This is a genomic window from Arthrobacter sp. 01T414 (assembly GCF_056398965.1).
The window spans coordinates 99,528-112,709 of the sequence record NZ_JBFTQK010000005.1; the positions used below are offsets into that span (position 1 = coordinate 99,528).

The following is a 13,182-nucleotide window of genomic DNA, read 5'->3' on the forward strand; positions in this document are numbered from 1 at the left end:
CGCGCGGAAAGGGCCGCGTCAGCGTAACGTCAGCGTCCGGCGGAAAGATCCGCGGAGATGAGTTCCGCGGTGGCAACGGCTGCTTCGCGGACCGAATCGAGATACGCCTCCGGGTCAGGCTGGGCGGCAACGGCCTGGGCCTGCAGCGAGACGTTGATGGCGGCGACCACCCTGTCCGGACCGTCGTAGATCGGCGCCGCCAGGGACATCAGCCCGAGCTCCAGCTCCTGGTCCAGCAGACACCAGCCCTGGGCCCGGACGGTGTCCAGCTCGGCCAGCAGCTCCTCGCGGGTGCCGATGGCGCGCGGGGTGAGCGGCCGGATCCGTGCCGTAGCCAGGTACTCCTGGAGCTCGGCAGGCGGTAAGGCGGCCAGCAGGACCCGGCCCATGGAGGTGGCGTATGCGGGGAAGCGGGTGCCGACGGTAATGCCGACGGTCATGATCCGCCGCGTCGCCACCCGGGCGATGTAGGCGATGTCCGTGCCGTCCAGCACGGCGGCCGACGTCGACTCCCCCAGCTTGAGCGACAGTTCCTCCAGGTGCGGCTGGGCAATTTGCGGCAGCGACAGCCCGGACAGGTAGGCGTAGCCGAGCTGGAGCACCTTGGCGGTCAGCGCGAAGGCCTTGCCGTCGGTGCGGACGTAGCCGAGCTCGACGAGGGTGTGCAGGAAGCGCCGTGCCGTTGCACGGGTGAGGTCGGTCCGGGCCGCAACCTCGGTCAGCGTCATCAGCGGGTGCTCCGAGTCAAAGGACCGGATCACCGCCAGTCCCCTCGCCAGCGACTGCACGTACTGGTCGCTGGCCGCCGGCGCCCCGTCGGCACGGGTGGCCTTTGCTGCCTCAGTCATTTAACGCCTCTCGATCACGCATCACTTTATACGCGTCAGGCCTGGGCTGCGGCCGAGAGCGGCACCGGCACCAAGGCCTGCAGTTCCTCGAGGGTGCAGCCGAAGGTCTCCCGCACCTGGACGCCGTCGGGGCCGGTCAGGAAGACTGCCTTGTCCGTGTAGACCCGCGTGACGCAGCCGATGCCGGTCAGCGGGTAGCTGCAGGACTCCACCAGCTTGGATACTCCCTCGCGGGTCAGCAGCGTCATCATCACGAACACGTCTTTGGCGCCGGTGGCCAGGTCCATGGCGCCGCCGACGGCGGGGATCGCGTCCGGCGCGCCGGTGTGCCAGTTGGCGAGGTCGCCGGTGGCCGAGACCTGGAAGGCGCCCAGCACGCAGATGTCCAGGTGGCCGCCGCGCATGATCGCGAAGGAGTCGGCGTGATGGAAGTAGGAGGCACCGGGCAATTCGGTCACGGGAATCTTGCCGGCGTTGATGAGGTCGCCGTCGATCTGGTCACCGGTGGCTTCCGGGCCCATCCCGAGCATGCCGTTCTCGGTGTGGAGCGTGATGTCCTGTTCCGGCTCCAGGTAGTTGGAGACCAGCGTGGGCTGGCCGATGCCCAGGTTCACGAAGGAACCGGGCTTGATGTCCCGGGCCACCAGGCGGGCCAGGTCGTCGCGGCCCAGCGGCTTGTCCGAGGTCTGGATACTCGTCTGGATGCTCATCAGGCCACCTTCACGATGCTGTTGACGTAAATTCCGGGGGTCACGACGATTTCAGGGTCCAGGCCGCCTGTCGGCACGAGCTCGGAGACCTGGGCGATCGTGTGTTTCGCGGCGGCGGCCATGATCGGACCGAAGTTACGGGCCGTCTTGCGGTAGACGAGGTTGCCCTTGCCGTCGGCCGTGAGCGCCTTGATGAGCGCGACGTCGGCGTGGATGGGGGTCTCGAAAACCTGCCACTTGCCGTCCAGGAACCGGGTTTCCTTGCCTTCGGCCAGCATGGTGCCGTAGCCGGTGGGGGTGAAGAACCCGCCGATTCCGGCGCCGGCGGCGCGGATCCGTTCGGCCAGGTTGCCCTGCGGCACGAGCTCCAGTTCAATCTCCCCGGCGCGGAATTTCGCGTCGAAGTGCCAGGAGTCGGACTGCCGCGGGAAGGAACAGATCATCTTCTTCACCCGCCCCTCCTTGATCAGCAGCGCGAGGCCCTGGTCGCCCTGGCCCGCGTTGTTGTTGACCACGGTGAGGTCGGTGGCCCCGCAGTCCAGCAGCGCGTCAATGAGTTCGAACGGCTGCCCGGCGTTACCGAAGCCACCGATCATCACGGTGGAACCGTCCTGGATGCCGGCGACTGCCTCGCCGACGGTGTCAATGAAATTCAGCATGGACTAGCCCTTTGCAGCTGGTGACGGCGGGTTGTTCCGCCCGGCGGTGGTGACGTTTTCGAGCACGACGGCGAGGCCCTGGCCGACGCCGATGCAGATCGCGGCGACGCCCCAGCGTTCGCCGGAGGCCTGCAGGGACCGGGCCAGGGTGCCGAGGATCCGTCCGCCGGAAGCGCCCAGCGGGTGCCCCATGGCGATCGCGCCGCCGTGCCGGTTCACGATCGACGGGTCGATCCCCCAGGCGTTGATGCAGGCCAGCGACTGGGCGGCGAAGGCCTCGTTGAGTTCGACGGCGCCGACCTGGTCCCAGCCGATACCCGCCTTGGCGAGGGCCTTGTTCGCGGCCTCGACGGGGGCATAGCCGAAGAACTGGGGGTCGTTGGCGTGCGCGCCGCGGCCGGCGATCCTGGCCAACGGGTCCAGGCCCAGGATGCCGGCGGCGTCCTCGGAACCCAGCCACGCCGCGGAGGCGCCGTCGGAGAGCGGGGACGCGTTCCCGGCGGTAACGGTGCCGTCGGCGCGGAACACGGTCTTCAGCCCCGCGAGCTTCTGGGCCGAGGATCCGGGCCGGATGCCCTCGTCCCGGACCAGGTCGGTGCCCGGAACCGCGGCGACGAGTCCGTCATAGAACCCCTCGTCCCAGGCAGCCGCGGCGAGGTTGTGCGAGTTGGCGGCGAATTCGTCCTGCGCCTCGCGGGTCACGCCGTATTTGTCCGCCAGCCGTTCGGTGGCTTCGCCTAGCGAGACGGTCCAGTCCGGCTGCATGTTCTTGTTCACCAGCCGCCAGCCCAGCGTCGTAGAGACCAGGGAGAGGTCCCCAGCCGGGTAGGGCTTCTCAGTCTTCGGCAGCACCCAGGGAGCCCGGGACATCGACTCAACCCCGCCCACCAGCAGCAGATCGGCGTCGCCGGTATTGATCTGGCGGGACGCGATGATCGCGGCGTCCAGCGAGGATCCGCACAGCCGGTTGACCGTAGTGCCGGGAACCGACACCGGCAATCCGGCCAGCAGGGTGCCCATCCGGGCCACGTTGCGGTTCTCCTCGCCGGCGCCGTTGGCGTTGCCGAAGACCACCTCGTCGATCCGCTCGACGTCGAGCTGCGGCGCGCGCCTGACCGCCTCGCCGATCACATGCGCGGCCAGATCATCCGGGCGGACCCCCGCGAGTCCGCCGCCGAACTTGCCGAACGGGGTCCGCACGGCGTCGAAGACATAGGCCTGGTTCATACTGTTGCTTCCGTTCCGGGGTCGTCCGCGTCGGCGTTGTCGATGAGGTGGAACACCTGCTGCGCCGTTTTGAAGGCAGTGTTGGCGGAGGGCACGCCGCAGTAGATGGCGGTCTGCAGCAGGATTTCCTTGATCTCGTCCCGGCTGAGTCCGTTGTTGAGCGCGGCACGGATGTGCATGGCCAGCTCGTCCCAGTGCCCGTGCGCCACCATCGCGGTGATGGTGACGGCCGAACGCATCTGACGGCTGATCCCGGGCCGGGTCCAGATCCCGCCCCAGGCGATCCGGGTAATCATGTCCTGGAAGTCCTCGGTGAAGGAGTCCCTGGTGGCGTTGGCGCGGTCCACGTGCGCGGCGCCGAGCACCTCGCGGCGGACTTTCATGCCGCCGTCGTAGATCTCCCGGCTGGTGGCATCCGGCTGGACTACGCCCTGCCGATCCGGGCCGATCTGCTCTGGGCCGGTCATTTTCCTGCTCCGCGGGATTCGGTCCAGCTGATCAGGCTGCGCAGCAGTTCGGCCACATGCCCCGGCGCCTCGAAGGGTGCCAGGTGGGAGACGCCCTCCAGCGTCGCGGCGTTCGCCGTGCCGCCGCCGGCGGTGATGCCGTCCGCGATCTCCTTCGCGAACGACGGCGGGGCGACGGTGTCCTCGGCGCCGGCCAGGGCCTGGGTGGGGACCCGGATGCTGCCGAGTTCGTCCCGCACGTCGAAGCCGGCGAGGGCCTCACAGCAAAAGGCGTAGCTGAACCTGTCCGCATCGCGCAGGGTGTGCAGCAGGCGGCTGCTGAGCTCGGGCTGGCGTTCCATGAAGCCTTCCGCGAACCAGCGCTGGGCGGATCCCTCGATCATCACCCCGGCGCCCTGGTTGCGGACGGTTTCGGCCCGTTCCAGCCAGCCCTCCGGGGTGCCGATCTTCGCGCCGCTGCACTGTACGGAGAGGCTCTTGAGCCGTTCTCCGTGCTTGATGCCCAACTGCAGGCCGGTGGCCCCACCAAGGGACACTCCGGCGTAGTGGAACCGGGCACCGGGCGCGATCGAGTCGACCAGGTCAACGACGGCGTCGGCCAGCTCATCGACCGTAAACGGCTCCGCCGCGGCCGGTGAGACGCCGTGCCCCGGCAGGTCCCAGGCGACGACGTCGACGTCGTTGCCGAGCAGCGCCCCCGCCTGGCTCCAGAGCAGCGTGGAGGTGCCGAGCGACGGGCCCGCCACGAGGAGGGGCTTGTCGCCGAGCTCGCGCACCGGCGAGAGCAGGACGGCTTTCAGGGTTGGTCTAGCCACGGTGGGCGCCTTTCTCTTCGGTCGCATTCTTGTCCTCGACCGTCGTGTTCTGTTCGGCCGATAGGCCCGGTCCGGGATCCGGCTGCGCGAAGTCGGGCCACGCCGCGAGGATGCGGCAGGATATTTCGGCGGCCTGGCCGAGGTAGTTGGCCGGGTCCAGCAACGCCTCGAGCCGTTCGTCGGAGAGCAGTTCGGCCGGGACGGCGGCGCGCAGCAGCTTCCGGTAGGAGCTTGGCTGTTCGGCCGCGGGCACCTGCAGCGTCTGGTCCACCACGTCCTGGAGCCGGCGCCGGCCGTCCGTTCCCAGCAGGGGCACGACGGCGGCGTTCACCGCCTCGGAGAGCAGCAGCGGTCCGGAGAGATCCAGGTTCCGCCGCATAGCGGACGGGAAGACCGTCAGGCCCTCTGCCAGTTCGCGGAGCTGGCCGGCGGCGCCCAGGGACAGCCGGAGCAGGGAGCGCAGCGCGGGCCACTCACTGTGCCAGGCGCCGTCGGGGCGTTCGTCGTCGAAATTGGCTGCCGAGATGTGCAGCTGAGCGGCAAGCGCCGGTGCCTGCAGCGCTGCGCTGCGGACCAGCACGGAAAGCACCGGGTTTTGCTTTTGCGGCATGGCCGAGGAACCGCCCCGGCCGGCGGCCCGCGGTTCGGCGAGTTCGGCCACTTCCGGGCGGCTCAGGAAGAGTACGTCGGCGGCGATTTTGCCCGCAGCGTCCGTCACGGCGGCCAGGGCGTCCCCGAGCGCGGTGACCGCGAGCCGGTTGGTGTGCCACGGTGCCGGGGCCGCGGCCAGTCCCAGCCGGGCGGCAAGCCGGTCGGCCAGGTCGAACGGGGACAGGGCCGAGCCTTCGGTCAACACCGTGCCGGCGGCCAGGGTGCCGGCGGCTCCGCCGCTCTGCACCGGGAGCTGCAGCGCCTCGAGCCGGCGGCCGGCCGCGGCGAGCCCGTGGAACCACTGCGCGGCCTTGAGCCCGAAGCTGAACGGCAGCGAGTGCTGGGTCAGGCTGCGGCCCACACACAGGGTTTGCTGGTGCCGCTCCGCGAGGTCGGCGAGGGCCGCCGTCGTGCGTTTGACGTCGAGGAGGAGTTCCCGGACGGCCGTTGCTGCCAGCAGCATCAGGGCGGAATCGAGCACGTCCTGGCTGGTCAGCGAGGTGTGCACGGCGCGTCCGGCGCCAAGGCCGGCCGTGTCCAGGGCTGCCACCTGCGCACGCAGGTCTGCGAGCAGCGGGATCACCGGGTTGCCGCCGCCCTGGGCGCGGACGGCGATTCCGGCGAGGTCGTAGCGCTCGACGTCGGAGGCCTCCGCCACGAGGGCGGCGGATCCGGCCGGGGCCAGGGAGGCCTCTTCGAGGACGGCAGCCCAGCCGGCCTCGACCCGGAGGATGGCGGCGAGTACCGCGCGGTCGCCGGTCAGCGCCGCCACCCGGGGCGAAGCCGACACCGGGCTGAGCAGGCCGAAGTCGCCGTCCGGGCCGGCTCCAAGGTCACCGTTGGGGGGTGTCACTTCGCGGCGCCCTGAACGGGAGAATCCTCGGCGCCGCTGCCTTCAAAATCGAGGAAGACCGTCTCGGCCTCGCCCTGCAGCCGGATGTCCCAGCTCAGGCCGCCGTCGGGGTCGCGCCGGGCGATCAGGGTCCGGCGGCGTTCAGGTTCCAGCGAGGACAGCAGCGGGTCCGCGGCAAGGGCGTCCTCATTCTCCGGCAGGTAGACGCGGGTGAACAGCCGGTTCATCAGGCCGCGGGCGAACACGACCACGGAGATGAAGGGTGCGGCACCGGGCGCGGTGGGGCCGGGGTTGACGGTGGTGAAGGTGAAGACGCCGGTGTTGCCGACGGCGCTGCGGCCGAAGCCGGTGAAGGTGTAGCCGTCGCGGACCAGGGAGCCGGTACGCTGCGGGACTTTGCCCTCGGCGTCGGCCTGCCAGATCTCCAGGATGGCGTCCGGGGCCGGGTGGCCGGCGCCGTCGTAGACGGTGCCCTGCAGGCGGATGGAGCCGGCGGTTCCGGGGGCCAGCAGCTCGCGGTCCTTTGCGTAGGGCAGCGCGTAGCCGTAGAACGGGCCGACCGTCTGGCCGGGGGTGGGGGTCAATTTACTCATGGTCGTCACCTTCCGCGCCGAGTGCCTCGTTTTCCGTCCAGGTCCGCTTCGAACCGGTCAGGACAATGTCCCAGTTGTAGGCCAGCGCCCACTCGGGCTTGGTCTGATCGTGGTTGTACGTGGCCACCAGCCGGTCGCGGGCGTCCTGGTCCACGATCGACTGGTAAATCGGATCGAGGGCGAAGAGCGGGTCGCCCGGGAAGTACATCTGGGTGACGATCCGCTGCGTGAACTCCTGGCCGAACAGGGAGAAGTGGATGTGCGCCGGCCGCCAGGCGTTTAGGTGGTTCTTCCACGGGTAGGCGCCGGGCTTGATCGTGGTGAAGCTGTAGGACCCGTCCGCGCCGGTGATGCAGCGGCCGACGCCGGTGAAGTTCGGGTCGAGCGGGGCCGGGTGCTGGTCCCGCTTGTGGATGTAGCGGCCGGAGGAGTTGGCCTGCCAGATCTCCACGAGCTGGCCGGCGACCGGCCGGCCGTCGCCGTCGAGCACGCGGCCGGAGACGATGATCCGCTCGCCCAGCGGTTCGCCGTTGTGCTGGATGGTGAGGTCGGATTCGAGCGCGTGCACGTCCATGTGCCCGAAGGCCGGCGAGTACAACTCGATGGTCTCCGGATCCGCGTGATGCAGGCTCTTGGTCGGGTGGCGCAGGATGCTGCTGCGGTACGGGGGGTAGTCCAGCCGGGGCTGGATTTCCGCCGCGGCGCCGTTTTGGCGGGCCTGCGCGTAGGCGTCGGCCAGGGCCTTCATCTCGTCGCTGAGGATCTGCTGCGATTCCGCGGCGGAGTCGAGGGCCGGGACGGCCTTAGTGGCAGCCTTCGGTGCGGCCTCGGGCGCTGCGTCGGACACGTCTTCGGTGATCGGATCCGCGTTGAAAATTTCAAGGTTGATTTCTTCAGGCACAGCAGCCTCCTTTCGTTGGTAGGGCGATCCTGGCCGGGGGTGGTCAGGCGGTGAGGTTGAGCTGGTGCAGGTGGTCGTACTGGACGGCATGCCGGACCGGGGCGTTGGGTGCCCCGTAGCCGTCGTAGGAGCCGCGGCGTTCCACCATTTCGAAGAACACGCTGCCGACGGTGGCGGTGTAGAAGTGCAGGAATTCGCCGTCCGCGTCGCGGTCGTAGAGCAGGTTCAGTTCGCGCAACGTGCCCAGGAACGCCGGATCCAGGTCGAAACGCGCGTCCAGGTCCTCGTAGTAGTTCGCCGGGATGCGCAGGAACTCCAGGCCCCGTCCGCGCGCGGCCCGGGCCGTGGCCACCAGGTCATCGACGGCGAACGCGATGTGTTCCTGGTAGGTCCGGCGCTGGATTCCCGTTGCGGCGCTGGCGGCCGTGTCCGGCCCGCCGTCCTGCTGGTGCAGCGGGGCCAGGTTCAGCACCAGCCGCACGCCGCGGTCCCGGGTGGTCATCACCTGGGAGCGGACCAGCCCGGTGGGGCTGGCCACTTCCGCGTACGGTTGCGGTTCCAGGGCCAGGGCGCTGGTGTAGAAAAGCACGGCCTCGTCGAAGTGCTGCCACGGCTGCGCCAGGTTGACGTGGTCGATCACGGCCTGCGGCGCCGTGCTGGATCCCGCGGTCGCGGATTCGGGTGCCGTGCCGAACTCGCCGACCCAGGCGGCGGTGCCGTCCGGGCTGCCCTGGCACAGGAAGATTTCGGTGGAATCGGGGGCAGCGAAGCCCTGGAAGATTTCCTCGTTGGCCTGGCTCTTGCGCGGCACGGCGGGGGCCTTGAGCTGCTGCGCCCGGGCGGCCGCGATCACCGGCGAATCGACGTCGAAGCCGACCGCGGCAATGGCGGTCTCCGCCGCGGCGGGCGCCTCCTCGTTGATGATCACGCGCGCGTGGCCCATGGTCCACAATTGCACGTTCTTGGTCCGGTGCCGGCCGTTGGAGGCGAAGCCAAGCTGGCCCAGCAGGGTCTCCAGCGCGGCGGTGTCGGCCGTGCGCACCTCAGCGAAGTTGAAGCCGGCCGGTTCGGCCACCCGCGGCAGCGTGGCCAGTTCCATCGGATAACGGCGGCGGCCCGGAGCCCCGGCGCCCGTTTCGGCCGCTGCGGGGTTTGCCTCCAGCCACTGGGCGCTCTGTTCCTCGAGCCAGATCAGCGAACGCATGGCGTCCACGGCGGTCCGTTCGACGTCGGACTGCCGGAAGACGTCGTTGAAGACCTCCAGCGAGACGGGGCCGGCATAGCCTGCGCGGACCACGTGGCCCATGAACTTCGCGAGCTCGAACTGCCCCTCGCCCGGGAAGACCCGGTAATGCCTGCTCCAGGACAGCACGTCCATGGAGAGCTTGGGGGCGTCCGCCACCTGGACGAAGAAAATTTTCGCCGGGTCGAACCCCTCGATCGGGGCCGTATCCCAGTCCCGGGACAGAATGTGGAAGGAATCAAGGCAGGTACCCAGGTTCGGGTGGTCCACCAGTTGCACCAGGCGGTGGGCGTGCTCGTAGTCGTTCACGTACTTGCCCCAGGCCAGGGCCTCGTAAGCGACCTTCACGCCGTGGCTGCCGGCGAGCGAGGCGAGCCGGGACAGCTGCGCGGCGCGAAGCTCGTCGTCGTCGATGCTGGCCGTGGCCACATTGGAGCAGACCAGGATGGTGTCCATCCCCAGCCGGGACATGAGCCGGAACTTGGCCTCCGCCCGGCGCAGGTTCGCGGCGAGCAGCTCCTCCGGCACACTGTCGAAGTCGCGGAACGGCTGGTAGAGGTCCAGGCTCAGGCCCAGGTCCGCTGCCATCGACCGGACCTCCTCCGGGCTCAGGGAGGAAGTCACAAGGTCCTGTTCAAAGATCTCGATCCCGTCGAAACCGGCGGCGGCGCAGGCCTGCATCTTCTCCCGCAGGGTGCCGGAGAGGCAGACGGTGGCGATTCCGGTGCGCATCAGGCGGCCACCTCCTCGGCGGCGACGAGCTCCAGGAAGTGGGCCCGCATCCGTTCCGCGTCGGCCTTGACGCCGGTGAAGATCCGGAAGGCGTCGGCAGCCTGGCCCACGGCCATCCGGCCGCCGTCGAGCACCTCGCAGCCCTTGGCACGGGCTTCGCGGACCAGTTCGGTCTCGATCGGCCGGTAAACGATGTCCGCAACCCAGTGCCGCGGTTCCACGAGGGACATGTCCAGCGGGACACCGGGGTGGGCGGCCATCCCGACGGGGGTGCAGTGCACCAGCCCGTCGGCGAGGGGCATGAGCTCGGGGAGTTCCGCCGTCGTCCGCGCCGTGACCCGGCTCTGCGGGAAGAACCCGGCGAGCTCGGCTGCCCGGTCCGCGCAACGGGCGACGTCGGTATCCACGAGATCCAGCCGCCGCACCCCCGCGGTCAGCAGGGCGTAGGCGACGGCGGACCCGGCGCCGCCGGCGCCCAGCTGCACGACGCGGTCCAGCTTCGCCCCAGGCAAACCGGACGCGAGGGCGGAGGCAAACCCGGAGAAATCGGTGTTGTGGCCGATGAAGCGGCCGTCCCGGATGGTCACCGTGTTGACGGCCCCAAGGCGCCGGGCGTCCGGCGAGATCTCGTCAAGGTGTTCCAGCACCAGCTGCTTGCACGGATGGGTGATGTTCAGGCCGTTGAAACCGAGCCGCTGCGCGCCGGTCAGGAGTTCCCCAACAGCCTCGCCCGGGAGGCCCAGCTCGGTGAGATCGATGGGGCGGTAGAGGTACCGGAGGCCCTGCACATCGCCTTCGCGCTCATGCATGGCGGGCGTGAGCGACGGCGTGACGCCATCGCCTACCAGGCCCACGAGGAAGGACTCTGCTCGATTGCTCATCCGTCTAGCTCCTTTGACAACGGCACTCGGCGGCCGCGCTGCGGGCGGCAGGCCGGGTGGTAGGGATTACATTACTGCAAGTGTTCACATATTGCACGAGTGTTCTTATTACGAACATCGGTGACTACTGCTGTGGCAGCCGGGCCGAGAGCTCAGCCGCTGCGGACTGCAGCAGCGGCACGAGGGCAACCAGCGCCTCCATGCTCATCCTGAACACCGGCACCGCGGTGGCCAGTGAGGCGAAGGCGTGGCCCTGCGAGTTGAAAACCGGCACCGCGACGGCACGCATGCCCAGCTCGTTTTCCTCGTCCATGGTGGCGTAGCCGCGCTGCCGAACCAGTTCTATTTCGGACCGGAAGGCCTCCCGGTCCGTGATGGAGAGCCCCGTGAGCGGCTCGAGCTCGAGCTCCTCCACCAGCCGGCTCCGCGTGGCGTCGTCGGCGAACGCCACGAGCGCCTTGCCCACGGAGGTGGTGTGCAGGGCGCCAAGGTGGCCCGGATCCGAGGTGACACGGAAGGTCTGCGGGCCGTCCACCTTGTTGACGGTCAGGTGGTGGTTTCCGTCGCGGACGGAGAGGATGGTGGCCTCGCCCGTCTCCTCGGTGACGCGCCGCAGGATGGGCAGCGCGGTCCCGGCAAAGCCGTGGTGGTTGGAGACCCGCTGGCCGAGCTGGAAGACGCGCAGGCCCAGGTGGTACCGGCGTCCGTCCGGCTCGTAGTCCACAAAGCCGTCCCGGGTCAGCGAGCCGAGCAGCCGGTAGGTGGTGCTGAAGGGCAGTTCCGCCCGGCGTGAGAGCTCGGCGGCACTGGCTCCCCGCGGCTCGTCGCCCAGCAGGACGAGCAGGCCCAGGGCCTTGCCCACCATGTCCGTGCGGGAATCCTCCTTCGCCGGGCGAACAGGCTTCCCGGTCTCAACGGCGGCCTCCGCGGCCTCTGCAGGGGCTTCGACTGCGGTGTCCGGCCCTGTGTCTTGATTCACACTCATGCATCGATGTTCTCACATGGTGAGAGCTATTGCTAGATAGTGATTATTTTTCTTGACAAGTGATCGCGCTCACAGCCATGCTTGCTACATCGCACAAGTAGCTCCCACCATGTGGCTACTAGTCCGGGTCTTTCCTTGGTCCAACGGCTGCCGCACACTTGAAGCCAGCGGCCGTCAAGACCTTCCCGATCCATCCGCGACAACGTCGTCACACCAAAGGAACATCATGAGCCAGACACTGCCGTCTACGACGCCGGGCACTGCCGCACCGGCCGGGACACCAAAGAAGGCCGCCCTCGCCAGCTTCCTGGGCAGCGCCGTCGAGTATTACGACTTCTTCATCTTCGGATCCGCCGCCGCCCTCATCTTCCCGAAGGTCTTCTTCCCGGACGCCGGCACCAACGCCGCGATCATGTCCTTCGCGACCTTCGGCTTCGCCTACGTGGCACGTCCGGTCGGGGCCATCATCCTGGGCCATTTCGGTGACCGGGTGGGCCGCCGCAAGGTCCTCATGTTCACGCTGTTGCTGATGGGCGCCTCCACCTTCGTGATCGGCTGCCTGCCGGACTTCAAGACCGTCGGCTGGTGGGCTCCCGTGCTGCTCGTGATCGCCCGGCTCTGCCAGGGCCTCTCCGCCGCCGGCGAGCAGGCCGGGGCTTCCTCCATGACGCTGGAGCACGCCCCGGACAACCGCCGTTCGTTCTTCACCTCGTGGACCCTGACCGGCACCCAGGGCGGCCAGATCCTCGCCGCCCTCGTCTTCATCCCGGTCCTGGCCCTGCCCGACGAGATCAAGTACGGCATCGGCTGGCGCATCCCGTTCTGGCTCAGCGCCGTCGTCGTCGTCGTCGCGTTCTTCATCCGCCGCACCCTGCACGAGCCGCCCGCCTTCGAAGAGGCCCAGAAGAGCGCACAGATTTCCAAGCTCCCGATCGCCGACCTGCTGAAGCACCACTGGCGCGACGTCCTGCGCGTCGTCGCCTGCGCGTTCATCGCCGCCGTCTCTACCGTGTTCGGCACCCTCGCCATCGCCTACGCCAAGAACGTCGCGAACGTGGACGGAACCGTCACGCTGTGGCTCGTCGTGGGCGCCAACCTCGTGGCGCTCGGCACCCAGCCGCTCTTCGGCAAGCTGGCGGACCGGATCGGCCGCAAGCCCGTCTTTATCTACGGCGCCCTGTCCAGCGCGGTGCTGACCCCGGTGTTCCTGCTCAGCCTCGAATCCGGCAGCGTCCCGCTGATGTTCCTGGCCGCAATCGGCTTCTTCTCCTTCGGCTACGCGGCCTCCAATGCCGTCTGGCCTTCCTTCTACGCCGAGATGTTCAGCACCCGGGTCCGCTTCTCCGGCCTTGCGATCGGCACCCAGCTCGGCTTCCTGATGGCCGGCTTTGCTCCGGCAATCGTGGCGGCCATGGGCGGCATCCAGCCCGGCGGCTGGGTCCAGATCACCATCTTCACCGGGATCATCTGCGCCATTGCCGCCGTCTCTGCGCTGACCGCTAAGGAAACCTTCAAGGTTCCCACCAGGGAGCTCGGCCTGCGCTAGGAACCGGCCGGGCGTTCCCGACCAGTTACAACCGGAGGAGCCCGGCGTGTTCGGTGAACACGCCGGGCTTT

13 protein-coding genes are annotated in these 13,182 nt (G+C 68.9%); 1 reads left to right on the forward strand and 12 read right to left on the reverse strand.

Annotation, left to right across the window (positions count from 1 at the left end; all coding sequences use genetic code 11):
* Positions 1 to 29 precede the first annotated feature (29 nt).
* The 12 genes from AC1DK9_RS12805 to AC1DK9_RS12860 all read right to left on the reverse strand — a co-directional run bounded on the left by AC1DK9_RS12805 (position 30) and on the right by AC1DK9_RS12860 (position 11,565).
* A complete protein-coding gene (locus tag AC1DK9_RS12805; RefSeq protein WP_476916162.1) occupies positions 30 to 848 on the reverse strand; it encodes an IclR family transcriptional regulator domain-containing protein in 819 nt (272 codons plus the stop codon).
* 35 nt (positions 849 to 883) lie between these two features.
* Positions 884 to 1,558, reverse strand: a complete 675-nt coding sequence (locus AC1DK9_RS12810) for a 3-oxoacid CoA-transferase subunit B (RefSeq protein ID WP_476916163.1) — start codon at positions 1,556 to 1,558, stop codon at positions 884 to 886.
* Positions 1,558 to 2,217, reverse strand: coding sequence for a 3-oxoacid CoA-transferase subunit A (locus AC1DK9_RS12815; protein WP_476916164.1), 660 nt, complete (start codon positions 2,215 to 2,217; stop codon positions 1,558 to 1,560). The genes AC1DK9_RS12810 and AC1DK9_RS12815 overlap by 1 nt, the downstream gene beginning before the upstream one ends.
* A 3-nt stretch (positions 2,218 to 2,220) precedes the next feature.
* Positions 2,221 to 3,444: a thiolase family protein gene (locus AC1DK9_RS12820; protein WP_476916165.1), complete on the reverse strand. Its 1,224-nt coding sequence runs from the start codon at positions 3,442 to 3,444 to the stop codon at positions 2,221 to 2,223.
* Complete coding sequence (gene pcaC / locus AC1DK9_RS12825; protein WP_476916166.1) at positions 3,441 to 3,911, reverse strand: 4-carboxymuconolactone decarboxylase; 471 nt, start codon at positions 3,909 to 3,911, stop codon at positions 3,441 to 3,443. Before pcaC ends, AC1DK9_RS12820 begins: the two co-directional genes overlap by 4 nt.
* On the reverse strand, positions 3,908 to 4,726 hold the full coding sequence (locus AC1DK9_RS12830; RefSeq protein WP_476916167.1) for an alpha/beta fold hydrolase: 819 nt from the start codon (positions 4,724 to 4,726) through the stop codon (positions 3,908 to 3,910). Before AC1DK9_RS12830 ends, pcaC begins: the two co-directional genes overlap by 4 nt.
* Positions 4,719 to 6,230, reverse strand: a complete 1,512-nt coding sequence (locus AC1DK9_RS12835) for a lyase family protein (RefSeq protein WP_476916168.1) — start codon at positions 6,228 to 6,230, stop codon at positions 4,719 to 4,721. Before AC1DK9_RS12835 ends, AC1DK9_RS12830 begins: the two co-directional genes overlap by 8 nt.
* Entirely contained in the window at positions 6,227 to 6,823 is a 597-nt protein-coding gene (gene pcaG / locus AC1DK9_RS12840) for a protocatechuate 3,4-dioxygenase subunit alpha (RefSeq protein WP_476861477.1), read from the reverse strand. The genes AC1DK9_RS12835 and pcaG overlap by 4 nt, the downstream gene beginning before the upstream one ends.
* Positions 6,816 to 7,724, reverse strand: coding sequence for a protocatechuate 3,4-dioxygenase subunit beta (gene pcaH / locus AC1DK9_RS12845; RefSeq protein WP_476861476.1), 909 nt, complete (start codon positions 7,722 to 7,724; stop codon positions 6,816 to 6,818). Before pcaH ends, pcaG begins: the two co-directional genes overlap by 8 nt.
* Positions 7,725 to 7,767: 43 nt before the next feature.
* Positions 7,768 to 9,699 (reverse strand): bifunctional sugar phosphate isomerase/epimerase/4-hydroxyphenylpyruvate dioxygenase family protein, encoded by a 1,932-nt coding sequence (locus AC1DK9_RS12850; protein WP_476861475.1) that lies wholly within the window; start codon positions 9,697 to 9,699, stop codon positions 7,768 to 7,770.
* On the reverse strand, positions 9,699 to 10,580 hold the full coding sequence (locus AC1DK9_RS12855) for a shikimate dehydrogenase (protein WP_476861474.1): 882 nt from the start codon (positions 10,578 to 10,580) through the stop codon (positions 9,699 to 9,701). The genes AC1DK9_RS12850 and AC1DK9_RS12855 overlap by 1 nt, the downstream gene beginning before the upstream one ends.
* A 124-nt stretch (positions 10,581 to 10,704) precedes the next feature.
* Positions 10,705 to 11,565, reverse strand: coding sequence for an IclR family transcriptional regulator (locus tag AC1DK9_RS12860; protein WP_476916169.1), 861 nt, complete (start codon positions 11,563 to 11,565; stop codon positions 10,705 to 10,707).
* A gap of 226 nt (positions 11,566 to 11,791) precedes the next feature.
* Here AC1DK9_RS12860 and AC1DK9_RS12865 point away from each other — a divergent pair, with 226 nt between their 5' ends.
* Complete coding sequence (locus tag AC1DK9_RS12865) at positions 11,792 to 13,111, forward strand: MFS transporter (protein WP_476861472.1); 1,320 nt, start codon at positions 11,792 to 11,794, stop codon at positions 13,109 to 13,111.
* Positions 13,112 to 13,182 lie beyond the last annotated feature (71 nt).